This is a genomic window from Variovorax gossypii, assembly GCF_003965815.1.
GTDB classification, from domain to species: domain Bacteria; phylum Pseudomonadota; class Gammaproteobacteria; order Burkholderiales; family Burkholderiaceae_C; genus Variovorax; species Variovorax gossypii.
Genome location: NZ_RXOE01000001.1, coordinates 1185679 through 1208227 on the forward strand (window position 1 = coordinate 1185679; position 22549 = coordinate 1208227).

Consider the following 22549-nt stretch of genomic DNA (forward strand, 5'->3'; position numbering starts at 1 on the left):
CCAGTCTCGGCACTTCGTGTCCTCACCGCCCCCCGAGGGGGTGCGAGCTTGCTTGGGACGGCCCGGCGCTGCGCTCATCAGTGGTTTTCCTTGGCGTGGTTGATCGAGTACTTCGGAATCTCGACGGTCACATTCTCCTGCGCCAGGATCGCCTGGCAACTCAGGCGCGACTGCGGCTCCAGCCCCCAGGCGCGGTCGAGCAGGTCTTCCTCGCCCTCTTCCGCCTCGTTCAGCGAATTGAAGCCCTCGCGCACGATCACGTGGCAGGTGGTGCAGGCGCAGCTCATCTCGCAGGCGTGCTCGATGTCGATGTGGTTGTCGAGAAGCGCCTCGCAGATCGAGGTGCCGGCGGGCGCGGTGATTTCTGCGCCGTTCGGGCAGTACTCGGGATGCGGGTAGATCTTGATCGTGGGCATGTCGTTGTTCTAGAGAGATTCGACCTTGCGCCCGGCAAGCGCGCGCGCGATGCCCGCGTTCATGCGCTGTGCGGCGAAGGCTTCTGTGTCGTCGGCCAGCTTCTTGGTGGCGGCCTCGATGGCCGCGGCCTCGGTGCCGCCCTTTGCGGCTTCGCGCAGCTGCGCCATCGATGCATCGATGACGGCGCGCTCTTCGTCGTTCAGCAGGTCGCCGTCTGCATCGAGCGCGCTCTGCGTGGCGAGCAGCATGCGGTCGGCATCGACGCGTGCCTCGACCAGCGCGCGGGCTTGCATGTCTTGCTGCGCCGTGGAGAAGCTCTCCTGCAGCATGGTCGCGATCTGGTCGTCCGACAGGCCGTACGAAGGCTTGACCGCCACGCTGGCCTCGACGCCGCTGCCCTGCTCCTTCGCGCTCACGCTCAGCAGGCCGTCGGCGTCGACCGTGAAGGTCACGCGAATGCGCGCCGCGCCGGCCGCCATCGGCGGAATGCCGCGCAGCGTGAAGCGCGCGAGGCTGCGGCAATCGGACACCAGGTCGCGCTCGCCCTGCACCACGTGCAGCGCCAGCGCGGTCTGGCCGTCCTGGTAGGTCGTGAAATCCTGCGCCATCGCGGTCGGGATGGTCTGGTTGCGCGGCACAATACGCTCGACCAGGCCGCCCATCGTCTCGATGCCGAGCGACAGCGGAATCACGTCGAGCAGCAGCAGCTCGCCAGCACCGTTGTTGCCGGCAAGCTGGTTCGCCTGGATGGCAGCGCCCAGCGCCACGACTTCGTCGGGATTCAGGTTGACCAGCGGATCGCGGCCGAAGAACTCGGCCACCGCGCGGCGAACCTGCGGCATGCGGGTGGAGCCGCCCACCAGCACGATGCCCTGCAGCTCTTCCGCCTTGAGCTTCGCGTCGCGCAGCGCCTTGCGCACGGCGGCGATGGTGCGGTCGGTGAGCGGCTTGGTCGCGGCGTCGAACTGCTCGCGGGTCAGGTCGAGCGAGACAGTCTTGCCCGCGACCTCGGCCTTGAAGACGACCGAACCGGAATCGGTCAAGGCTTCCTTGGCTGCACGCGCGGCCACGAGCAGCGCGGCCTTGTCGGCATCGCTGCCGGCTTGCGCGCCCGTTTGCGCGAGCACGAAGTCGGCCAGCGCGTGGTCGTAGTCGTCGCCGCCGAGGGCCGAGTCGCCGCCGGTGGCGATCACCTCGAACACGCCCTGCGTCAGCCGCAGGATAGAGATGTCGAAGGTGCCGCCGCCCAGGTCGTAGACCGCGTAGACGCCTTCGCTCGCGTTGTCCAGGCCGTACGCAATGGCGGCGGCCGTGGGCTCGCTGATCAGGCGCAACACGTTGAGGCCGGCGAGCTGCGCGGCGTCCTTGGTCGCCTGGCGCTGGCCCTCGTCGAAATACGCGGGCACGGTGATGACGGCGCCATAGAGCTCGTCGTCGAAGGTGTCCTCGGCACGGAAGCGCAGCGTGGCCAGGATCTCGGCGCTGATCTCGACCGGCGACTTCTCGCCCGCCAGCGTCTGCACCTTGACCATGCCGCCGTCGCTGCTGCCGATGCGGTACGACATGGACTCGCGGTTGGCGATGTCGGCCAGGCCGCGGCCCATGAGCCGCTTCACCGAGGTGATGGTGTTGGCCGGGTCCTGCGCGCGCGCGGCCAGAGCGTCGAATCCGATCTGGCGGCGGTCGCCTTCGAGGTAGCGCACGGCCGAAGGCAGCAGCAGGCGGCCGTTTTCGTCGGGCAGGCATTCGGCCACGCCATTGCGCACCGAGGCCACCAGCGAATGCGTGGTGCCGAGGTCGATGCCAACGGCAATGCGGCGCTGATGGGGATCGGGCGCCTGGCCGGGTTCGGAAATCTGGAGAAGAGCCATGCCGTTATTGTCCCAACTGATCGAATTTGGCTTCGACGTCCTGCGCGAAGCGCTCAATGAACATGAGGGCTCTCACCTGCGTGGCCGCGGCGGGGTAATCGCCCTTCTCGTCGATCAGCCAGTCGAGCGACGACAGCGCGCGGGCACGGCCGGCCTCGACCTCTGCGTGGAGCTTTTCCAGCGAAGCGATGTCCACCACGTCGTCGAGCGACTCGCGCCACTCCATCTGCTGCATCAGGAAGTCGGGCGGCATCGCCGTGTTGTTCTCGGCATCGAGCGGCGCGCCGTTCAGCTCGCAGATGTAGCTGGCGCGGCGGATCGGGTCCTTGAGCCGCTGGTAGGCCTCGTTGATGCGCACCGACCACTGCATGGCCACGCGCTGCGCCGCGGCGCCCTGCGCGGCGAAACGGTCCGGATGGGCCTCGCGCTGCAGCTCCTTCCAGCGCGCGTCAAGCGCGGCGCGGTCCTGCGCGAAGGTCGCCGGGACGGCGAACAGTTGAAAGTCGGTGTCGTTCAGGTTCATGGCAAGAAAAAACCGCCAGCACATGACGTGTTGGCGGCCGTGGTCGCAGTCAGCGACGGCGCATCAGCTCAGATGCGGAAGCTTTCCCCGCAGCCGCAACGGTCGCGCTCGTTGGGGTTGTTGAACTTGAAGCCCTCGTTCAGGCCTTCGCGCACGAAGTCGAGCTGCGTGCCGTCGATGTAGGCGAGGCTCTTCGGATCGACCAGCACCTTCACGCCGTGGTCTTCGAACACCACGTCTTCCGGCGTCAGTTCGTCCACGTATTCGAGCTTGTAGGCCAGGCCCGAGCAACCCGTGGTCTTCACGCCCAGCCGCACGCCCACCCCCTTGCCCCTCTTGCCGAGGTAGCGGGTGACATGTCGGGCAGCGGCTTCGGTCAGCGTGACGGCCATGTCAGTGGACAGCTTCGGCGGCAGCGGATTCGGTCTTGACGCCGTGCTTGGCCTTGTAGTCGTTCACGGCTGCCTTGATGGCGTCTTCGGCCAGGATGGAGCAGTGGATCTTCACCGGCGGCAGCGCCAGTTCTTCAGCGATCTGCGCATTCTTGAGCGCCGCGGCTTCGTCGAGCGTCTTGCCCTTGACCCATTCGGTCACGAGCGACGACGAGGCGATGGCCGAGCCGCAGCCGTAGGTCTTGAAGCGCGCGTCTTCAATCACGCCGGTTTCGGGATTGACCTTGATCTGCAGCTTCATCACGTCGCCGCAGGCCGGTGCGCCGACCATGCCGGTGCCGACGGAGTCGTCGCCCTTTTCGAAGGAGCCGACGTTGCGCGGGTTTTCGTAGTGGTCGATGACCTTGGAAGAATATGCCATGGTGTACCTCTCAAACTTTGTTCAATCGTGGTGCCTGGTGCGGGTCTGAGCTGACCTGTCGTGTCAGTGGGCCGACCACTGGATCGTGCTGATGTCGACGCCGTCCTGGAACATCTCCCACAGGGGACTCAGCTCGCGCAGCTTGGCAACGTTGTGCTTGATGGTCGAAATGGCGTAGTCGATTTCTTCTTCGGTCGTGAAGCGGCCGATGGTCATGCGCAGGCTGCTGTGGGCCAGCTCGTCGCTGCGGCCTAGGGCGCGCAGCACGTAGCTGGGCTCGAGGCTGGCCGAGGTGCAGGCCGAACCCGACGACACCGCCAGGCCCTTGATGCCCATGATCAGCGACTCGCCTTCGACATAGTTGAAACTCATGTTCAGGTTGTGCGGCACGCGGTGCTCGAGGTCGCCGTTGATGAACACCTGATCGATGTCCTTCAGGCCGTCGAGCAGGCGCTGCTGCAGGCGGCGCGCGTGGGCGATGTCGTTGTGCATCTCGAGCTTCGCGATGCGGTAGGCCTCGCCCATGCCGACGATCTGGTGCGTGGGCAGCGTGCCCGAACGCATGCCGCGCTCATGGCCACCGCCGTGCATCTGCGCCTCGAGGCGCACGCGCGGCTTGCGGCGCACGAACAGCGCGCCGATGCCCTTGGGGCCGTAGGTCTTGTGCGAAGCCAGGCTCATCAGGTCGATGGGCAGCTTCGTGATGTCGATGTCGATCTTGCCGGTGGCCTGGGCCGAATCGACGTGGAAGACGATGCCCTTCTCGCGGCAGATGTTGCCGATCGAGACCACGTCCTGGATCACGCCGATCTCGTTGTTCACGAACAGCACGCTGACCAGGATGGTGTCGGGACGGATCGCGGCCTTGAACTTTTCGAGGTCGACGAGGCCGTTTTCCTCGACGTCGAGGTAGGTGACCTCAAAGCCCTGGCGCTCCAGTTCGCGCATGGTGTCGAGCACAGCCTTGTGCTCGGTCTTCAGGGTGATGAGGTGCTTGCCCTTGCCCTTGTAGAAATTGGCCGCGCCCTTGAGCGCGAGGTTGATCGACTCCGTTGCGCCCGAGGTCCAGACGATTTCGCGCGGGTCGGCATTGATCAGTTCGGCCACCTGGCCGCGCGCTTTCTCGACCGCCTCTTCAGCCTCCCAGCCCCATGCGTGGCTGCGCGACGCCGGGTTGCCGAAGTGTTCGCGCAACCAGGGAATCATGGCGTCGACCACACGCGGGTCGACCGGCGTCGTTGCGCCGTAATCGAGATAGATCGGGAAATGAGGAGTTACGTCCATGGCTGGCTCGTGCTGGCGTGGGGGTTGTTCTTTGATCTGGGCTGCTCAGGGAGGCGCCCGAAGGCGCCGCCGGGACTCTGTACTCAGGACTTGGCGAAAGCGTTCCCGAGTGCGAACACCGAGTTCGGCGCGTTCACGCGAATCGGCTTGACCACCGGCTGCGCGGAGATCGCGCGCTTGACGACCGGCTTGTTCTCGATCTGCACGCCCTTGGCGATCTGGTCGTCGACCAGCTTCTGCAGCGTGACGGAGTCGAGGAACTCGACCATGCGCTGGTTCAGCGAGGCCCAGAGTTCGTGGGTCATGCAACGGCCGGCTTCGCCGAGGCAGTTTTCCTTGCCGCCGCACTGGGTGGCGTCGATGGGCTCATCGACGGAAACGATGATGTCGGCCACGGTGATGTCCGCTGCCTTGCGGCCGAGGCTGTAGCCGCCGCCGGGGCCGCGGGTCGACTCGACCAGCTCGTGACGGCGCAGCTTGCCGAACAGCTGTTCGAGATACGACAGCGAGATCTGCTGCCGCTGGCTGATCGCAGCCAGCGTGACCGGACCGGTGTTCTGACGCAACGCCAGATCGATCATTGCTGTGACCGCAAAACGGCCTTTGGTAGTGAGACGCATCGCAAGCTCCTTCAAGTGCTTACCGTTGAAATGACACCGTGGCCTGGGGCCGCGGTGACTTCGTCTCCGCCCTGCCCGACCCTTGACGCTGGTGAACCAGTCGGTAGGAGTCGGTCCTTCATCGCGAAGTTCTTCTCGTTGTTGTTGAGTATTTCGCTCAAGTATAACAGAAGGCCCTGAGGTCTGCTCGGGTAAACCCCAGCGCGGCGCAGCAAGGAGATGCGAACGTCCGACTTACTGCGCCAGGCCGGCGATGTTGTCGCCGCCGGACGCCCCGAAAGCCTGCTCCCGCAGCAGCGCCAGCTGGTCGCGAACCCGGGCCGCCTTCTCGAATTCGAGGTTGCGGGCGTGCTCCAGCATCTGCTTCTCGAGCCTCTTGATCTCCCGGGCGATGTCCTTCTCGCTCATGTCCTCGACCTTGGCGCGCTCCAGGTCGAGCTTGGCCGCTTCCTTGCCGCTCTTCTCGCTGTAGACGCCGTCGATCAGGTCGCGCACCTGCTTGACAATGCTGCGCGGCGTGATGCCGTTGGCCTCGTTGTAGGCGATCTGCCGGGCGCGGCGGCGCTCGGTCTCGCCGATGGCCTTCTTCATGGACTCCGTCATCCTGTCGGCGTACAGGATGGCCTTGCCGTTCAGGTTCCGCGCGGCGCGGCCGATCGTCTGGATCAGCGAGCGCTCCGCCCGCAGGAAGCCTTCCTTGTCGGCGTCGAGGATCGCCACCAGCGACACCTCGGGAATGTCCAGCCCTTCGCGCAGCAGGTTGATGCCCACCAGCACGTCGAAGGTGCCCAGGCGCAGGTCGCGCAGGATCTCCACCCGCTCCACCGTATCGACGTCGCTGTGCAGGTAGCGAACCTTCACGCCGTTGTCGCCCAGGTAGTCGGTCAGCTGTTCGGCCATGCGCTTGGTCAGCGTGGTGATCAGCACGCGCTCGTTCTTCTCGACTCGCGTGCGGATCTCGCCCAGCACGTCGTCCACCTGGTGCGTGGCGGGGCGCACCTCGACTTCGGGGTCGATCAGCCCGGTGGGGCGCACCAGCTGCTCGACCACGTTGCCGGCATGGTCCTTCTCGTACTGCGCAGGCGTGGCCGACACGAAGATGCACTGGCGCACCCGCGCCTCGAACTCCTCCAGCTTGAGCGGCCGGTTGTCCAGCGCACTCGGCAGGCGGAAGCCGTACTCGACCAGCGTGACCTTGCGCGCCCGGTCGCCGTTGTACATGCCGCCGAGCTGGCCGACCATCTGGTGGCTCTCGTCGAGGAACATCAGCGCGTCCTTCGGCAGGTAGTCTGTCAGCGTGGGCGGCGGATCGCCCGGGGCGGCGCCCGAGAGATGCCGCGTGTAGTTCTCGATGCCCTTGCAGTGGCCGATTTCCGACAGCATCTCGAGGTCGAAGCGCGTGCGCTGCTCCAACCGCTGCGCCTCCACCAGCTTGCCGGCACCGACAAGCTCCTTGAGCCGTTCGGCCAGCTCGACCTTGATGGTTTCCACGGCCGCCAGCACCTTGTCGCGCGGCGTGACGTAATGGCTCGACGGATACACCGTGAAGCGCGGCACCTTCTGCCGGATGCGCCCCGTCAGCGGGTCGAAGAGCTGCAGCGACTCGATCTCGTCGTCGAACAGCTCGAAGCGGATCGCCAGCTCGCTGTGCTCGGCCGGAAACACGTCGATGGTGTCGCCGCGCACCCGGAACGTGCCGCGCGCGAAGTCCTGTTCGTTGCGCGTGTACTGCATGCGGATCAGCTGCGAGATCAGGTCCCGCTGGCCGACCTTGTCGCCGACGCGGGCAATCAGCCGCATCTCCATGTAGTCCTCGGGCGTGCCGATGCCGTAGATGGCGCTCACCGTGGCCACGATGACCGTGTCACGCCGCTCCAGCACGCTCTTGGTGGCCGAAAGGCGCATCTGCTCGATGTGCTCGTTGATCGACGAGTCCTTCTCGATGAACAGGTCGCGCTGCGGCACGTAGGCCTCGGGCTGGTAGTAGTCGTAGTAGCTGACGAAGTACTCGACGGCGTTCTTGGGGAAGAACTCGCGGAATTCGCTGTACAGCTGGGCCGCAAGCGTCTTGTTGGGCGCGAACACGATGGCCGGGCGGCCCAGCCGGGCGATCACGTTGGCCATGGTGAAGGTCTTGCCCGAGCCCGTCACGCCCAGCAGGGTCTGGAACGACTCGCCGTCCATCACGCCCTCGACCAGGCCTTCGATGGCGGTGGGCTGGTCGCCGGCCGGCGGATAGGGCTGGTAGAGCTCGAACGGGGAGTCGGGAAACCTGACGAATTCGCCCTGCTTCACCGGCCCGATGGGGTCGAGTTTCTTCAGGTCTGCTATGGCTTCGTTGTTCTCTGGCATGGCTGTTCCCGACAGGTGGCGCTCGCGCCGGTAAAATTCAAGGCAACCGGAAAGCATAAAGCCTCCTCCGGTTGCAGCGAAGCTTTCATCCCAAAGGACCTTTCCATGTCTATGTTCACCGCGGTCGAAATGGCACCGCGCGACCCGATCCTCGGCCTCAACGAACAATTTGCAGCCGACACCAACCCCAACAAGGTCAATCTCGGCGTCGGCGTCTATTACGACGACAACGGCAAGCTGCCCCTGCTGCAGTGCGTGCAGGCCGCCGAGCAGAACATGATGAAAGCGCCCACCGCGCGCGGCTATCTGCCCATCGACGGCATCGCCGCCTACGACAACGCCGTCAAGGCGCTGGTCTTCGGCGCCGACGGCGAACCCGTCACCTCGGGTCGCGTCGCCACCATCCAGGCCATCGGCGGCACCGGCGGCCTGAAGGTCGGCGCCGACTTCCTGAAGAAGCTCAACCCCAACGCCAAGGTGCTGATCAGCGACCCGAGCTGGGAAAACCACCGCGCACTCTTCACGAATGCCGGCTTCGAAGTCGAAAGCTACCCCTACTACGACGCCGCCAAGCGCGGCATCAACTTCGACGGCATGCTGGCCGCGCTCAACGCGGCCCCGGCCGGCACCATCGTCGTGCTGCACGCCTGCTGCCACAACCCCACCGGCTACGACATCACCCCGGCCCAGTGGGACCAGGTCGTCGCCACCGTCAAGGCCAAGGGCCTGGTGCCCTTCCTCGACATGGCCTACCAGGGCTTCGGCTACGGCCTGAAGGAAGACGGCGCCGCCGTCGCCAAGTTCGTCGAAGCCGGCCTGACCTTCTTCGTTTCGACTTCGTTCTCCAAGAGCTTCAGCCTGTACGGCGAACGCGTCGGCGCCCTGTCGGTGCTGTGCGAGAACAAGGAAGAAGCCGGCCGCGTGCTGTCGCAGCTCAAGATCGCCATCCGCACCAACTACAGCAACCCGCCCACGCACGGCGGCGCCGTGGTGGCCGCGGTGCTCGGCAACCCCGAGCTGCGCGCCCTGTGGGAAAAGGAACTCGGCGAGATGCGTGTGCGCATCAAGGCCATGCGCCAGGCGCTGGTCGACGGCCTCAAGGCCGCGGGCGTGAAGGAAGACATGAGCTTCATCACCACCCAGATCGGCATGTTCAGCTACTCGGGCCTCACCAAGGACCAGATGGTCCGCCTGCGCAATGAATTCGGCGTGTACGGCACCGACACCGGCCGCATGTGCGTGGCCGCGCTCAACAGCAAGAACATCGGACACGTCTGCGCCTCGATCGCCAAAGTCATCTAGGTGACAGCAAAGTGTGAGGGAATCCGCCCCGAGCGACGATTCCTTCACACTCCCTCTCAGAAGGGCCCTGGCGGCGGACCGATGTAGGGGTTAGGCCTCCTGCAACGCAGCGGATGCGCTGATATATTGCGCCGCAACATTTCACTCCAACACCAGCGATGCTCTATCAACTCTACGAAGCCCAGCGTTCCTTGATGGAGCCGTTCTCGGACTTCGCCCAGGCGGCCTCCAAGCTCTACAGCCCCGGTGCCGTATGGGGCCAGTTGCCGATGGCCCAGCGCATGGCTGCGAGCTACGACCTGCTCTACCGCCTCGGCAAGGACTACGAGAAGCCCGAGTTCAACATCAAGTCCGTCAAGGTCGACGGCAAGGAAGTCGTGATCCAGGAGGCCGTCGAGCTCGACAAGCCCTTCTGCGAACTGCGCCGCTTCAAGCGCTTCACCGACGAGCCGCACATCCTCAAGACGCTCAAGAGCCAGCCCGTGGTGCTGGTCGTGGCGCCGCTGTCGGGCCACTACGCCACGCTGCTGCGCGACACCGTGCGCACCATGCTGCAGGACCACAAGGTCTACATCACCGACTGGAAGAACGCGCGCCTGGTGCCGCTGTCGGAAGGCGAATTCCACCTCGACGACTACATCAACTACGTGCAGGAGTTCATCCGCCGCCTGCAGGCCGAGTACGGCAACTGCCACGTGGTGAGCGTGTGCCAGCCGACGGTGCCGGTGCTCGCGGCCGTGTCGCTCATGGCCAGCCGCGGCGAGGCGCTGCCGCTCTCCATGACCATGATGGGCGGCCCCATCGACGCTCGCAAGTCGCCCACCGCGGTGAACAACCTCGCGATGAACAAGAGCTTCGAGTGGTTCGAGAACAACGTGATCTACCGCGTGCCGCAGGGCTTCCCGGGCGCGGGTCGCAAGGTCTACCCCGGCTTCCTGCAGCACACCGGCTTCGTGGCGATGAACCCCGATCGCCACGCCAGCAGCCACTACGACTACTTCAAGGACCTGATCAAGGGCGACGACGCCAGCGCCGAGGCCCATCGCAAGTTCTACGACGAGTACAACGCAGTGCTCGATATGGACGCCGATTACTACCTCGAGACCATCCGCACCGTCTTCCAGGAGTTCGACCTGGTCAACGGAACCTGGGACGTCAAGAACCCCAAGGGCCAGGTGGAGCGCGTGCGTCCGCAGGACATCCACAGCACCGCCCTGCTCACCGTCGAAGGCGAGCTCGACGACATCTCGGGCTCAGGCCAGACCGAGGCGGCGCACAGCCTGTGCACCGGCATTGCCGACGACAAGCGCGAGCACTACGAGGTCAAGGGTGCCGGCCACTACGGCATCTTCAGCGGCCGCCGCTGGCGCGAGCTGGTCTATCCGAAGATGAAGAAGTTCATCGAGGCGAACGACCAGCCGCAAAGCCGCGCCAGCAGCCGTGGCGGCCTCGGCGCCGAAGACACCGTCAGGCCCGGGCGCAAGATCCCCGCCTCCGTGGCCGCCAAGAAGGCGCCCGCGAAGAAGACCGCGACCGTGGCGGCGAAGAAGCCCGCCGCGCGCAAGCAGCCCGGCGCCCGTGCCGCGCGCTGAGGCGCGCACGCATCGCCATCTGCAGCAAGTGAACGGGCTGGCCGCACGCATCGACGACGCACTGCCTCAAACGCAGTGCACACGGTGCGGCTACCCGGATTGCGCGGGCTACGCGCAGGCCATTGCCGACGGCGAGGCCGGCATCAACCAGTGCCCGCCCGGCGGCGCCGAAGGCATCGAGCGGCTCGCGCAGATCACCGGCCGCGCGCCGCTTCCTCTCGACCCCAAGTTCGGCACCGAAGGTCCGCGCGCCATGGCGGTCATCGACGAGGCCTGGTGCATCGGCTGCACCCTGTGCCTCGACGCCTGCCCGACCGATGCGATCGTAGGCATCAACAAGCGCATGCACACCGTGATCGAAGCCCATTGCACGGGCTGCGAGCTCTGCATTCCGGTCTGCCCGGTCGACTGCATCTCGCTAGAGGTCGAAACTCCCGGCCTCAGCGGCTGGCAGGCCTGGTCGGCCGAGCAGGCCCTCAGCGCACGGCGGCGCTACGAGGTGCACGGCAGGCACCGCAACACCGACGCCCGGCTGGCAGAAGCTGCAACTCCCGCACCCGAAGCCCCGCAGGACGCCGACGCGCGCAAGCGCTCCATCGTCGAAGCGGCACTGGCGCGCGCCCGCGCCGCCTCGCAACAGAAACGCCCTCCGGCGGCCAAGCCATGACGCTCGACACCCTGCTCGTCTACATCGTCGCCTCGCTCGCCCTGGCCCTCATCCCGGGGCCGACGATGCTGCTGGCGCTGTCCAACGGCATCGAGGGCGGCATGCGCCGCGCGAGCTGGGGCATTGCCGGGGCATCGCTCGGCAGCATCACGCTGATCACCGTCGTTGCGCTCGGGCTGGGTTCGCTGCTGGCGGCCTCGGAATGGCTCTTCAACGCCATCCGCGTGGCCGGCGTGGCGTATCTCGTGTGGCTGGGCATCAAGCTGTGGCGCAGCGAAGCGACCGACCTGAGCACCGCGCTGGCCAGGTCGCCGCTCGAAGTGCGGCCGCAGGGCCGCGTCGCGTTGATGCGCAGCCTGGCGGTGGCCCTGTCGAACCCGAAGACGGTGCTGTTCTTCGCGGCCTTCCTCCCCCAATTCGTCGACATCGCGAAGCCGCAGGGCCCGCAGTACCTGCTGCTGGGCGCGGTGTTCGTGGCGCTCGACACCTGCGTGATGCTGGCCTACGCAGGCGCCGGCACGCAGGCCGTGCGTTTTCTCTCCCAGCGCGGCATCAGGATGATGAACCGCGGCTGCGCAGCCGGCATGTGGCTGCTCGCCGCTACGCTTGCTGTGTGGCGCCGCCCCGGCGCTTGAAGAGCAGCAGCAATACGCCTGCCAACACAACGGCTACCGCGTACCACTCGAAGCGAGTAACCGTCTCGTTGGCGATCCATACGCCCAGCAGCATCGCGATCACCGGGTTCACGAAGGTGTAGCTTGCCGCCAGGCCGGCCGGCGCCCTGGCCAGCAGCACCATGTAGGCGTTGAAGGCGATCAGCGAGCCGAACACCACCAGGTAGACCCATGCGGCGAGCGCCTGGGGCTGTGGCGGCCAGCTCATGGTCTCGCCCGACACGGCGGCCAGCACCATCAGCACCACGCCGCCGCAGAGCATTTCGCTCGCGAAGCCCATCGCTCCGGGCGCCAGCGGCAGGCTGCGCTGGCTCAGGACGCTGCCCAGCGACCAGCAGGCGCAGCCGATGCACAGCGCCAGCAGCCCCTCGGGCGAGGATTTGAAACCGCCGCCCTGCGTGAGCATCAGCACGCCGGCAAGGCCCACCGCGATGCCCGCCGCCTCCAGCCGCGAAGGCTTCACGCCCCAGATCAGGTTGAGCAGCGCGATCAGCAGCGGAATCACGGCAATGAACGCCACCACCAGCCCCGAGCCGATCGACACCTCGGCGTACGCCGTGGCCCCCATGCCGCCGCCCAGCATCAGCGCACCCACGACCAGGGCATTGCGCCACTGCACCATCGACGGCCACGGCGCCCCGCGCCAGCGCATCCACGCCGCCAGCAGCACGCCCGCGAACAGGAAGCGCGAACCCATCTGCAGGAATGGCGGGAAGCTGATCAGTGCGTACTTGATCGCGAGATAGGTCGAGCCCCACACCACCCAGGTGGCGGCAAGGCAAAGCCACAGAAGCGGCGGCAATCCGGAGCGTGCAGCCGCGGGCGCGGCGTTGGCGGGGGAAGCGAGGGTCGGCATGTCGAGGGTGTCTCTTCTTGGTATCGGATGCCGGCCATGGTATGAAAGCCATCTTTCCGCAGCCATGCAGATTTCATGGTTCTGCCCCTGCCGCACCGTCGATTTGAAGGACTTGCATGGACTTTTCCTTGAATCCCTCCCTGGACGCCCACGACACCCGCATCCTCGCCGAACTGCAGGCCGACGCGCGCCTGACCATGGCCGAACTCGGCCGACGCGTGCACCTGAGCCAGCCGGCCGTGACCGAGCGCGTGAAGAAGCTGGAGGCAGCCGGCGTCATCAGCGGCTACCGCGCCACCGTCAACCTCGGCAAGCTGGGCTACGGCATCCGCGCCATCATCCGCGTCGGCCGCGCCGACTACGACCTCGTCGTCAAGCTGGTGCAGGAGACGCCCGAATGCGTCAATGCCTACAACGTGACCGGCGAGGACAGCTGGATCCTCGAGATCGCGGTGATCGACGTGAGCCACCTCGACGCGGTGCTCACCAAGTTCTGCATCCTGACCGAGACGGCGACTTCGATCATCCTGAACCCTGCGCGCGAGCACCAGCCGATGCTGCCGCCCAGGCGCTCCGACGTGAAGCCGCCGATCAGGAAGATCGTCAACGCGTAGCGGCCAGCGCGCCGAAGGCCGCCACCACCTCGGACGGCGCCTGCACCATCTCGATCAGCACGCCCTCGCCCGCGATCGGGAATTCGTCGTTCGCCTTCGGATGCAGGAAGCAGATGTCGAAACCCGCCGCGCCCTTGCGGATGCCGCCCGGCGCGAAGCGCACGCCCTGCGCCGTGAGCCATTCGACAGCCCTGGGCAAGTCGTCGATCCACAGGCCGACGTGGTTCAGCGGCGTCGTGTGAACGGCGGGCTTCTTCTCGGGGTCCAGCGGCTGCATCAGGTCGACCTCGACCTTGAAGGGCCCCGCGCCCATCGCGCAGATGTCTTCATCGACGTTCTCGCGCTCGCTCCTGAACGTGCCCGTGACTTCGAGCCCCAGCATGTCGACCCACAACTTCTGCAGGCGCAGCTTGTCGGGGCCGCCGATGGCGATCTGCTGGATGCCCAGCACCTTGAAAGGGCGCGTGGTGGCGGCGGTCATGCTGCGCAGCCTTCCGCCTGCTCCTGCACCTGGCGCGAATTCAGCCCCAGCTTGCGCAGCAGCACCGTGTCGGCCTCCACGTCGGGGTTGCCGGTGACCAGCAGCTTGTCGCCGTAGAAGATCGAGTTCGCACCCGCCATGAAGCACAGCGCCTGCACCGCGTCGCCCATCTGCTGGCGGCCGGCCGACAGACGCACGCGCGCGGTCGGCATCGTGATGCGGGCCACCGCGATCATGCGCACGAAGTCGAAGGGATCGACCGGCTCCGAATCGGCCAGCGGCGTGCCGGGCACGCGCACCAGGCTGTTGATGGGCACCGATTCCGGGTACGGATTCAGGTTGGCCAGTTGCGCGATCAGCCCCGCGCGGTGCACCGGCTGCTCGCCCATGCCGACGATGCCGCCGCAGCACACGCTGATGCCGGCGCTGCGCACGTTGGCCAGCGTGTCGAGGCGATCCTGGTAGGTGCGCGTGTCGACCACGTCGGTGTAGTACTCGGGCGCGGTGTCGAGGTTGTGGTTGTAGTAGTCGAGGCCGGCGGCCTTGAGCTGATGCGCGTGGTGCGGCTCCAGCATGCCGAGCGTGGCGCAGGTCTGCATGCCCAGGCCCTTCACCGCCTCGACCAGCACCGCCACCTTCTCGACGTCGCGGTCCTTCGGTGCGCGCCAGGCGGCGCCCATGCAGAAGCGCGTGGCACCGGCGTCCTTGGCGGCCTGCGCGGCGCGCACCACCTCGTCGACCTCCATGAGTTTTTGCGCCTTCACGCCGGTGTCGAACTCGGCCGACTGCGGGCAATAGCCGCAGTTCTCGGGGCAGCCGCCGGTCTTCACCGACAGCAGCGTGGCCAGCTCGATGTCGCCCTCGGGGAAATGCTGGCGGTGCACGGTCTGCGCCTCGAACAGCAGGTCCATCAGCGGCTTGTCGAGCAGCGCCTGGATCGCCTCGACGGACCACGGCCCCTGCGGCGTCGCGATCTTCGCGGGCCGGTGCAGCGTGATCGCCTGTTGCGCCTGTTGAAAGTCGTTGGCACCCATCAGTTGAACTCCAGAATGATCTGATCGACGGCGAGCGATTCGCCCTTGTTCGCCGAAATCTTGCCCACCACGCCGTCCTGCGTGGCGAACAGCACGTTTTCCATCTTCATCGCCTCGATCACGGCCAGCTTCTCGCCGGCACGCACCTGCTGCCCCGGCTGCACCGACACCTCGACCAGCAGGCCCGGCATCGGCGACATCAGGAACTTGCTGAGGTCCGGCGGCGCCTTGTAGGGCATGAGCTCGAGCAGGCGCGCGCCCAGCGGCGACAGCACCATCGTCTCGATCTGCGTGCCGTCGTGCGACACGCGCAGCGCCAGCGGGTTCTTGCCCGCGCCGCGCTCCACCTGTGCGGTGAAGGGCTTGTCGTTGACGACGCCCTGCACGCGGATCGAGCCCAGCGCGAGGCTGCTGTCGATCTTGTATGTCTTGCCGCTCACGGTCACCGAGCTCGCGCCGGTCTTGCCGTGGAAGTCGGTCACCGAAACCGGGTGGTGCACATGCTTGCCCTCGTGCCCCAGCTCGACCACGACGAACTGCTCGCCCACCTTCACGCCATGGCCTTCGAGCTGCCCGCTGATGCCGGAAGCGCGGGCACGGTAGCGCCGATGCACGTACGCCGCCAGCGCGACCAGGAAGGACGGATCGGTGTGCGGCACGTCTTCCGCGTGGAAGCCCTTGCCGTAGTGCTCGGCGATGAAGCCGGTGTTGAAGTCGCCCGCCACGAACTTCGGATGCGCCAGCAGCGCCGCCTGGAACGGGATGTTGCTGCTGATGCCGCGGATCACGAAGCCGTTGAGCGCCTCGCGCATGCGGGCGATCGCGTGCTGGCGGTCCTTTCCGTGCACGATGAGCTTGGCGATCATCGAGTCGTAGTACATCGGGATCTCGCCGCCCTCGTACACGCCGGTGTCCACGCGCACGCCGTTCAGGTGCTGCGTGTCGCTCGCGAACATGGTCTCGCCCGGCGGCTGGAACTTCACCAGCCGGCCGGTGGAAGGCAGGAAGTTGCGGAACGGGTCTTCGGCGTTGATGCGGCACTCGATGGCCCAGCCGTCGCGCTTCACCTGCTCCTGCGTCAGCGGCAGCTTCTCGCCGGCCGCCACGCGGATCATCAGCTCGACCAGGTCGAGGCCGGTGATGCACTCCGTCACCGGGTGCTCCACCTGCAGGCGGGTGTTCATCTCGAGGAAGTAGAAGCTCTGGTCCTTGCCGACCACGAACTCCACCGTGCCCGCGCTCTGGTACTTGACGGCCTTGGCCAGCGCCACGGCCTGCTCGCCCATCGCCTTGCGCGTGGCGTCGCTGATGAAGGGCGACGGCGCCTCCTCGATCACCTTCTGGTGGCGGCGCTGGATGGAGCACTCGCGCTCGTTCAGATAGATCACGTTGCCGTGCGAGTCGCCCAGCACCTGGATCTCGATGTGGCGCGGCTCCTCGACGAACTTCTCGATGAACACGCGGTCGTCGCCGAAGCTGTTGCGCGCCTCGTTGCGGCAGGAGGTGAAGCCCTCGAAGGCTTCCTTGTCGTTGAAGGCCACGCGCAGGCCCTTGCCGCCGCCGCCGGCCGAGGCCTTGATCATCACCGGGTAGCCGATGTCCTTGGCGATCTCGACAGCGCGCTCCGCCGTCTCGATGGCGTCGTTCCAGCCCGGAATGGTGTTGACCTGGGCTTCGTTCGCGAGCTTCTTCGAGGCGATCTTGTCGCCCATGGCCGCGATCGAATAGTGCTTGGGACCGATGAAGGCAATGCCCTCTTCCTCGACCTGCCGCGCGAAAGCTTCGTTCTCCGACAGGAAGCCGTAGCCCGGATGCACGGCCTCGGCGCCGGTCTTCTTGCAGGCCGCGATGATGCGCTCGGCCTGCAGGTAGCTCTCGCGGCTGGGCGCGGCGCCGATGTGCACGGCTTCGTCGGCCAGTTCGACGTGACGAGCCTCCTTGTCGGCGTCGGAATAGACAGCCACCGTCAGGATGCCCATCTTCTTGGCGGTCTGGATCACGCGGCAGGCGATCTCGCCGCGGTTCGCAATCAGGATCTTCTTGAACATGTTCTTCTTCTCCGTGCCGCTCACAGTGGAATGTTGCCGTGCTTGCGCCACGGGTTCTCGAGCTTCTTCTCGCGCAGCATCACCAGCGAGCGGCAGATGCGCTTGCGCGTCTCGTGCGGAAGGATCACGTCATCGATGTAGCCGCGCGCGCCCGCCACGTATGGGTTGGCGAAGCGGGCCTTGTACTCGGCCTCGCGGGCGGCGAGCTTCTCGGGGTCGTTCTTGTCCTCGCGGAAGATGATTTCCACCGCGCCCTTGGCGCCCATCACCGCGATCTCGGCGCGCGGCCAGGCGAGGTTGACGTCGCCGCGCAGGTGCTTGGAGGCCATCACGTCGTAGGCGCCGCCGTAGGCCTTACGCGTGATGACTGTGATCTTCGGCACCGTGCACTCCGCGTACGCGTAGAGCAGCTTGGCGCCGTGCTTGATGATGCCGCCGTACTCCTGGCCGGTGCCGGGCATGAAGCCGGGCACGTCGACGAAGGTGACCACCGGGATGTTGAAGGCGTCGCAGAAGCGCACGAAGCGCGCGGCCTTGATGCTGCTCTTGATGTCGAGGCAGCCCGCCAGCACCAGCGGCTGGTTGGCGACGATGCCGATGGTCTGGCCTTCCATGCGCGCGAAGCCGATCACGATGTTCTTCGCATAGTCGGGCTGCAACTCGAAGAAGTCGCCGTCGTCCACCACCTTCAGGATCAGTTCCTTGATGTCGTAGGGCTTGTTCGGGTTGTCGGGCACCAGCGTGTCGAGCGAGTAGTCGAGCCGGTCGGCCGGATCGCCCAGGCCGTTGTTGCCCAGGCGCACCGGAGGCTTCTCGCGGTTGTTGAGCGGCAGGTAGTTGTAGAGGCGACGCAGCATCATCAGCGCCTCGACGTCGTTCTCGAAAGCCATGTCGGCCACACCGCTGCGGGTGGTGTGGGTGATGGCGCCGCCGAGCTCCTCGGCCGTGACACTCTCGTGCGTGACGGTCTTCACCACCTCGGGGCCGGTGACGAACATGTAGCTCGAGTCCTTCACCATGAAGATGAAGTCGGTCATGGCGGGCGAGTACACGGCGCCGCCGGCGCAGGGGCCCATGATCATGCTGATCTGCGGCACCACGCCCGAGGCCATCACGTTGCGCTGGAACACGTCGGCATAGCCGCCGAGCGAGGCCACGCCTTCCTGGATGCGCGCGCCGCCCGAGTCGTTCAGGCCGATGACCGGTGCGCCGACCTTCATGGCCTGGTCCATCACCTTGCAGATTTTTTCGGCATGCGCCTCGCTGAGCGCGCCGCCGAAGACGGTGAAGTCCTGGCTGAACACGAACACCAGGCGGCCGTTGATCATGCCGTAGCCGGTGACCACGCCGTCGCCGGGGATCTTCTGCTCCGCCATGCCGAAGTCGACCGAGCGGTGCTCGACGAACATGTCCCACTCTTCGAAGGTGTTGTCGTCGAGCAGCAGCTCGATGCGCTCGCGCGCCGTGAGCTTGCCCTTGGCGTGCTGCGCGTCGATGCGCTTCTGCCCGCCGCCGAGACGCGCCTGGGCACGGCGCTTTTCGAGTTGTTCGATCAGTTCTTGCATGGTGTGCTTTCGAAGCTGTGGTCCTGGATTCCGTTTTTCTTCATGGTCTGGCCGTGATGGCCGCCGCGGCGAGCAGGTTGCGCGCGGCCGTGGAGGCCGGCAGCGTGCCCTGCGCCACCTGCCGCGTGAGCTGCGGCAGCAACTCGCGGACCTGGGGGTGATGCCTGAAGGCCTGCTTGAGGCCTGCGTCGATGCGCTCCCACATCCACGCGGTGGCCTGCTTCTCGCGGCGCTTCGCGAGGCGGCCGTTGGCGGTCTGCAGTTGCCTGAATTGCGTGACGGCATCCCAGAAAGCGTCGACGCCGGTGTTGGCCAGCGCGCTGAGCTGCAGCACCCTGGGCAGCCAGAAGCGCACCTCGGCGCCGCTGTGCGCGTCGTGCGCGGCATGGGCGTGCTCGGGGTTGCCCTGGTGGCCGAAAAGGCGAAGCGCCGAAGTGATCTGCGCCTGCGCGCGCGTGGCAGCGTCCTTGTCGATGTCAGCCTTGTTGATGACGACGAGGTCGGCCAGCTCCATCACGCCCTTCTTGATGGCCTGCAGGTCGTCGCCCGCGTTGGGCAGCTGCAGCAGCACGAACATGTCGGTCATGCCGGCCACGGCGGTCTCGCTCTGGCCCACGCCGACCGTCTCGACGATCACGATATCGTAGCCGGCGGCCTCGCACACCAGCATCGCCTCGCGCGTCTTCTCGGCCACGCCGCCGAGCGTGCCGCTCGAAGGGCTGGGCCGGATGTAGGCGCGCTCGTTCACCGAGAGGCGCTCCATGCGCGTCTTGTCGCCGAGGATGGAGCCGCCCGACACGGTGGACGACGGGTCGATGGTGAGCACCGCGACGCGATGCCCCTTGCCGATCAGCAGCAGGCCCAGCGTCTCGATGAATGTCGACTTGCCGACGCCCGGCACGCCCGAGATGCCGAGGCGGAACGAATTGCCCGTGCGCGGCAGCAGCGCCGTGAGCAGCTCGTCGGCCTGCGCGCGGTGGTCGCCGCGCGTCGATTCGAGCAGCGTGATGGCCTTGGCGATGGCGCGCCGCTGCGGCATGCCTTCGGTGCCGGCGATCGCGTTCTCGAGAGCCTGTGCCTTGTCGCTCAGCACGCAGCCTCCGACGCCACGCGCCAGCGGTAATGCAGGTCGACGCCCTCGCCGCCTTCGAGCACGAAGCCGTGCCGCAGGTAGAAGCGGTTGGCGTCGCTCTTGACGAGCGCGGTGAGCTTGATGTCCAGCCGCTGTTCGCGCGCCTGCGACTTGGCCCATTCGAGCACCCATTCGCCAATGCCCAGGCCCTGGAAGCCGGTGCGCAGGTAGAGATGGTCGAGGCGCAGCGCGTCGCTGTCCTCGGGCTTCAGCGTGACGAAGCCGATGCGCTGGTCGCCATCGAGCACGATGTGGTGCATGTACGGCACCACGAAGCCCGCGCTCAGGCGCTCGCGCGAGCGCGCCACGTCGAAGCGGCCGACGCGCTCCAGGCTCGGGCGCATCGCGTCGATGCGCAGGGCCAGCATGGCCTCGAAATCGCTGGAATCCACCGGCTGCAGCGACAGCCGCGACAAGAGATCGCTCACGACGACGCGCCTCAGGCCGTGACCGCCGCGCGAATCTGCTCCAGCACGTCCTTGGCGCTGGCGGGAATCGGCGTGCCCGGTCCGTAGATGCCCTTGACGCCGGCGTCGTAGAGGAATTCGTAGTCCTGCCGCGGAATGACGCCGCCGACGAACACGATGATGTCGTCCGCGCCCTGCTTGCGCAGCTCGTCGATGATGGCGGGCACCAGAGTCTTGTGGCCGGCCGCGAGCGTGCTGACGCCGACGGCATGCACGTCGTTCTCGATGGCCTGGCGCGCGCATTCTTCCGGCGTCTGGAAGAGCGGGCCCATGTCCACGTCGAAGCCCAGGTCGGCAAAGGCGGTGGCGACGACCTTCGCGCCGCGGTCGTGGCCGTCCTGGCCGAGCTTGGAGATCATCACGCGCGGGCGGCGGCCCTGCTCCTCGGCGAAGGCATTGATTTCAGTCTTCAGCGTTTCCCAGCCTTCGGCCGAGTCGTAGGCGGCGGCATACACGCCGGTCACCTTCTGCGTATCGGCGCGGTGGCGGCCGAAGGATTTTTCGAGCGCATCGGAAATCTCGCCCACCGTGGCGCGCAGGCGCACCGCGTCGATGCTCAGCGCCAGCAGGTTACCGGTGTTGTTCTCGGCGGCTTCGGTGAGCGCGTCGAGCGCGGCCTGCACCTTGGCGCTGTCGCGCGATGCGCGGATCTTCTGCAGCCGGGCGACCTGCTGCTCGCGCACCTTCACGTTGTCGATCGAGAGGCTGTCGATCGCGTCCTCGTTCTTGAGCTTGTACTTGTTGACGCCGACGATCACGTCCTTGCCGGAGTCGATGCGCGCCTGCTTCTCGGCGGCGGCGGCTTCGATCTTGAGCTTGGCCCAGCCGCTGTCCACGGCCTTGGTCATGCCGCCCATGGCCTCGACTTCCTCGATGATGGCCCAGGCCGCGTCGGCCATGTCCTGCGTGAGCTTCTCCATCATGTAGCTGCCGGCCCAGGGGTCGATCACGTTGGTGATGTGCGTCTCTTCCTGGATGATGAGCTGCGTGTTGCGCGCGATGCGGGCGCTGAATTCGGTGGGCAGCGCGATGGCTTCGTCGAGCGCGTTGGTGTGCAGCGACTGCGTGCCGCCGAACACCGCGGCCATCGCCTCGATGGTGGTGCGCACCACGTTGTTGTACGGGTCCTGCTCGGTGAGGCTCCAGCCCGAGGTCTGGCAGTGGGTGCGCAGCATCAGGCTCTTGGGGTTCTTCGGCTCGAACTCCTTCATGATGCGGCACCACAGCAGGCGCGCGGCGCGCATCTTGGCGACTTCGAGATAGAAGTTCATGCCGATGGCCCAGAAGAAGCTCAGGCGCCCGGCGAAGCCGTCGACATCGAGGCCCTTGGCCAACGCGGTCTTCACGTATTCCTTGCCGTCGGCCAGCGTGAAGGCGAGCTCTAGCGCCTGGTTGGCGCCGGCTTCCTGCATGTGATAGCCGCTGATCGAGATCGAGTTGAACTTGGGCATCTTCTGCGCCGTGTACTCGATGATGTCGCCGATGATCCGCATGCTCGGCCCGGGCGGGAAGATGTAGGTGTTGCGGACCATGAACTCCTTGAGGATGTCGTTCTGGATGGTTCCGCTGAGCTGGTCCTGCGCCACGCCCTGCTCCTCGGCCGCGACCACGTAGCCCGCGAGCACCGGCAGCACGGCGCCGTTCATCGTCATGGACACGCTCACCTTGTCCAGCGGGATCTGGTCGAACAGGATCTTCATGTCCTCGACCGAGTCGATCGCCACGCCGGCCTTGCCGACGTCGCCGGTCACGCGCGGGTGGTCGCTGTCGTAGCCGCGGTGGGTGGCGAGGTCGAAGGCCACGCTCACGCCTTGCCCGCCGGCGGCCAGCGCCTTGCGGTAGAAGGCGTTCGACTCCTCGGCGGTCGAGAAGCCGGCGTACTGGCGGATGGTCCAGGGGCGCACCGCGTACATGGTGGCCTGCGGGCCGCGCAGGTAGGGCTCGAAGCCGGGCAGCGTGTCGGTGTACTTCAGGCCCTGCAGGTCGGCCGCGGTGTACAGCGGCTTGACGCTGATGCCGTCGGGCGTGATCCAGTTCAGCGCGCTCACGTCGCCACCGGGTGCGGACTTGGCTGCGGCCTTGGCCCAGGCTTCGAGGTCGGCTTGCTTGAAAGAGGGTTCTGGTTTGCTGCTCATGAAGGGGGCCGTTCGCAGTGTCTCGCTTGCAGGGTTTCGCAGATTCGCCTGCAGGGTTCTGCAAGCTGGCGGCGAGTCTAACCGATCCATAATTATTAATTC

Annotated in this window: 21 protein-coding genes; 5 read left to right on the forward strand and 16 right to left on the reverse strand. The window is 66.4% G+C overall.

Features of this window, described 5'->3' with window-relative positions; translation table 11 throughout:
• Positions 1-77: 77 nt before the first annotated feature.
• The 8 genes from fdx to uvrB all read right to left on the reverse strand — a co-directional run bounded on the left by fdx (position 78) and on the right by uvrB (position 7880).
• Positions 78-416, reverse strand: coding sequence for an ISC system 2Fe-2S type ferredoxin (gene fdx, locus EJP69_RS05565; protein WP_093201668.1), 339 nt, complete (start codon positions 414-416; stop codon positions 78-80).
• 9 nt (positions 417-425) lie between these two features.
• Positions 426-2288, reverse strand: coding sequence for a Fe-S protein assembly chaperone HscA (hscA, locus tag EJP69_RS05570; RefSeq protein ID WP_093304923.1), 1863 nt, complete (start codon positions 2286-2288; stop codon positions 426-428).
• Positions 2289-2292: 4 nt separating this feature from the next.
• Positions 2293-2811 (reverse strand): Fe-S protein assembly co-chaperone HscB, encoded by a 519-nt coding sequence (gene hscB / locus EJP69_RS05575; RefSeq protein ID WP_093201674.1) that lies wholly within the window; start codon positions 2809-2811, stop codon positions 2293-2295.
• A 68-nt stretch (positions 2812-2879) separates the two neighbouring features.
• The gene (gene iscA, locus EJP69_RS05580; protein ID WP_093201676.1) at positions 2880-3203 is read right to left on the reverse strand and encodes an iron-sulfur cluster assembly protein IscA; all 324 of its coding nucleotides are present in this window, start codon (positions 3201-3203) and stop codon (positions 2880-2882) included.
• Position 3204: 1 nt separating this feature from the next.
• Positions 3205-3624, reverse strand: coding sequence for a Fe-S cluster assembly scaffold IscU (gene iscU, locus EJP69_RS05585; protein ID WP_093201679.1), 420 nt, complete (start codon positions 3622-3624; stop codon positions 3205-3207).
• Between the two features lie 63 nt (positions 3625-3687).
• A complete protein-coding gene (locus EJP69_RS05590) occupies positions 3688-4908 on the reverse strand; it encodes an IscS subfamily cysteine desulfurase (protein ID WP_093201681.1) in 1221 nt (406 codons plus the stop codon).
• An 83-nt stretch (positions 4909-4991) separates the two neighbouring features.
• A complete protein-coding gene (gene iscR, locus EJP69_RS05595; RefSeq protein WP_007828186.1) occupies positions 4992-5528 on the reverse strand; it encodes a Fe-S cluster assembly transcriptional regulator IscR in 537 nt (178 codons plus the stop codon).
• 234 nt (positions 5529-5762) lie between these two features.
• Positions 5763-7880 (reverse strand): excinuclease ABC subunit UvrB, encoded by a 2118-nt coding sequence (uvrB, locus tag EJP69_RS05600; RefSeq protein WP_126468942.1) that lies wholly within the window; start codon positions 7878-7880, stop codon positions 5763-5765.
• 105 nt (positions 7881-7985) lie between these two features.
• Between uvrB and EJP69_RS05605 the strand changes: the two genes are divergently transcribed.
• From EJP69_RS05605 to EJP69_RS05620, 4 genes are all read left to right on the forward strand, one after another.
• On the forward strand, positions 7986-9182 hold the full coding sequence (locus tag EJP69_RS05605; RefSeq protein WP_093201686.1) for an amino acid aminotransferase: 1197 nt from the start codon (positions 7986-7988) through the stop codon (positions 9180-9182).
• A 158-nt stretch (positions 9183-9340) separates the two neighbouring features.
• The gene (locus tag EJP69_RS05610; RefSeq protein ID WP_126468943.1) at positions 9341-10774 is read left to right on the forward strand and encodes a polyhydroxyalkanoate depolymerase; all 1434 of its coding nucleotides are present in this window, start codon (positions 9341-9343) and stop codon (positions 10772-10774) included.
• 28 nt (positions 10775-10802) lie between these two features.
• Entirely contained in the window at positions 10803-11441 is a 639-nt protein-coding gene (locus EJP69_RS05615; protein ID WP_093202206.1) for an RnfABCDGE type electron transport complex subunit B, read from the forward strand.
• On the forward strand, positions 11438-12076 hold the full coding sequence (locus EJP69_RS05620; protein ID WP_093304934.1) for a LysE family translocator: 639 nt from the start codon (positions 11438-11440) through the stop codon (positions 12074-12076). Before EJP69_RS05615 ends, EJP69_RS05620 begins: the two co-directional genes overlap by 4 nt.
• Here EJP69_RS05620 and yedA read toward each other — a convergent pair.
• Positions 12042-12971: a drug/metabolite exporter YedA gene (yedA, locus tag EJP69_RS05625; RefSeq protein WP_126468944.1), complete on the reverse strand. Its 930-nt coding sequence runs from the start codon at positions 12969-12971 to the stop codon at positions 12042-12044. The two genes, EJP69_RS05620 and yedA, sit on opposite strands and share 35 nt — an antisense overlap.
• 116 nt (positions 12972-13087) lie before the next feature.
• On the opposite strand from yedA, the gene EJP69_RS05630 reads away from it, so the two are divergent.
• A complete protein-coding gene (locus tag EJP69_RS05630; protein WP_093201697.1) occupies positions 13088-13585 on the forward strand; it encodes an Lrp/AsnC family transcriptional regulator in 498 nt (165 codons plus the stop codon).
• Here the strand turns inward: EJP69_RS05630 and EJP69_RS05635 are convergent.
• From EJP69_RS05635 to scpA, 7 genes are read right to left on the reverse strand one after another with little or no spacing between them, the layout of a single operon-like run.
• Complete coding sequence (locus EJP69_RS05635; RefSeq protein ID WP_126468945.1) at positions 13575-14066, reverse strand: VOC family protein; 492 nt, start codon at positions 14064-14066, stop codon at positions 13575-13577. The two genes, EJP69_RS05630 and EJP69_RS05635, sit on opposite strands and share 11 nt — an antisense overlap.
• Complete coding sequence (gene bioB, locus EJP69_RS05640; RefSeq protein ID WP_126468946.1) at positions 14063-15100, reverse strand: biotin synthase BioB; 1038 nt, start codon at positions 15098-15100, stop codon at positions 14063-14065. Before bioB ends, EJP69_RS05635 begins: the two co-directional genes overlap by 4 nt.
• On the reverse strand, positions 15100-17148 hold the full coding sequence (accC, locus tag EJP69_RS05645) for an acetyl-CoA carboxylase biotin carboxylase subunit (protein WP_126468947.1): 2049 nt from the start codon (positions 17146-17148) through the stop codon (positions 15100-15102). Before accC ends, bioB begins: the two co-directional genes overlap by 1 nt.
• A 20-nt stretch (positions 17149-17168) precedes the next feature.
• Positions 17169-18713: an acyl-CoA carboxylase subunit beta gene (locus EJP69_RS05650; RefSeq protein WP_093201705.1), complete on the reverse strand. Its 1545-nt coding sequence runs from the start codon at positions 18711-18713 to the stop codon at positions 17169-17171.
• 40 nt (positions 18714-18753) lie between these two features.
• The gene (gene meaB / locus EJP69_RS05655; protein ID WP_420824203.1) at positions 18754-19752 is read right to left on the reverse strand and encodes a methylmalonyl Co-A mutase-associated GTPase MeaB; all 999 of its coding nucleotides are present in this window, start codon (positions 19750-19752) and stop codon (positions 18754-18756) included.
• A gap of 47 nt (positions 19753-19799) precedes the next feature.
• Positions 19800-20273: a GNAT family N-acetyltransferase gene (locus EJP69_RS05660; RefSeq protein ID WP_019653178.1), complete on the reverse strand. Its 474-nt coding sequence runs from the start codon at positions 20271-20273 to the stop codon at positions 19800-19802.
• Positions 20274-20284: 11 nt separating this feature from the next.
• Complete coding sequence (gene scpA / locus EJP69_RS05665) at positions 20285-22447, reverse strand: methylmalonyl-CoA mutase (protein WP_126468950.1); 2163 nt, start codon at positions 22445-22447, stop codon at positions 20285-20287.
• Positions 22448-22549: the final 102 nt, after the last annotated feature.

Excerpts from the sequence above, each read along its gene's own strand:
- fdx (WP_093201668.1), bottom strand. The coding sequence starts at position 416 with ATGCCCACGATCAAGATCTACCCGCATCCCGAGTACTGCCCGAACGGC.
- hscA (WP_093304923.1), bottom strand. The coding sequence starts at position 2,288 with ATGGCTCTTCTCCAGATTTCCGAACCCGGCCAGGCGCCCGATCCCCAT.
- hscB (WP_093201674.1), bottom strand. The coding sequence starts at position 2,811 with ATGAACCTGAACGACACCGACTTTCAACTGTTCGCCGTCCCGGCGACC.
- iscA (WP_093201676.1), bottom strand. The coding sequence starts at position 3,203 with ATGGCCGTCACGCTGACCGAAGCCGCTGCCCGACATGTCACCCGCTAC.
- iscU (WP_093201679.1), bottom strand. The coding sequence starts at position 3,624 with ATGGCATATTCTTCCAAGGTCATCGACCACTACGAAAACCCGCGCAAC.
- EJP69_RS05590 (WP_093201681.1), bottom strand. The coding sequence starts at position 4,908 with ATGGACGTAACTCCTCATTTCCCGATCTATCTCGATTACGGCGCAACG.
- iscR (WP_007828186.1), bottom strand. The coding sequence starts at position 5,528 with ATGCGTCTCACTACCAAAGGCCGTTTTGCGGTCACAGCAATGATCGAT.
- uvrB (WP_126468942.1), bottom strand. The coding sequence starts at position 7,880 with ATGCCAGAGAACAACGAAGCCATAGCAGACCTGAAGAAACTCGACCCC.
- EJP69_RS05605 (WP_093201686.1), top strand. The coding sequence starts at position 7,986 with ATGTCTATGTTCACCGCGGTCGAAATGGCACCGCGCGACCCGATCCTC.
- EJP69_RS05610 (WP_126468943.1), top strand. The coding sequence starts at position 9,341 with ATGCTCTATCAACTCTACGAAGCCCAGCGTTCCTTGATGGAGCCGTTC.
- EJP69_RS05620 (WP_093304934.1), top strand. The coding sequence starts at position 11,438 with ATGACGCTCGACACCCTGCTCGTCTACATCGTCGCCTCGCTCGCCCTG.
- yedA (WP_126468944.1), bottom strand. The coding sequence starts at position 12,971 with ATGCCGACCCTCGCTTCCCCCGCCAACGCCGCGCCCGCGGCTGCACGC.
- EJP69_RS05630 (WP_093201697.1), top strand. The coding sequence starts at position 13,088 with ATGGACTTTTCCTTGAATCCCTCCCTGGACGCCCACGACACCCGCATC.
- EJP69_RS05635 (WP_126468945.1), bottom strand. The coding sequence starts at position 14,066 with ATGACCGCCGCCACCACGCGCCCTTTCAAGGTGCTGGGCATCCAGCAG.
- bioB (WP_126468946.1), bottom strand. The coding sequence starts at position 15,100 with ATGGGTGCCAACGACTTTCAACAGGCGCAACAGGCGATCACGCTGCAC.
- accC (WP_126468947.1), bottom strand. The coding sequence starts at position 17,148 with ATGTTCAAGAAGATCCTGATTGCGAACCGCGGCGAGATCGCCTGCCGC.
- EJP69_RS05650 (WP_093201705.1), bottom strand. The coding sequence starts at position 18,713 with ATGCAAGAACTGATCGAACAACTCGAAAAGCGCCGTGCCCAGGCGCGT.
- meaB (WP_420824203.1), bottom strand. The coding sequence starts at position 19,752 with ATGCCGCAGCGGCGCGCCATCGCCAAGGCCATCACGCTGCTCGAATCG.
- scpA (WP_126468950.1), bottom strand. The coding sequence starts at position 22,447 with ATGAGCAGCAAACCAGAACCCTCTTTCAAGCAAGCCGACCTCGAAGCC.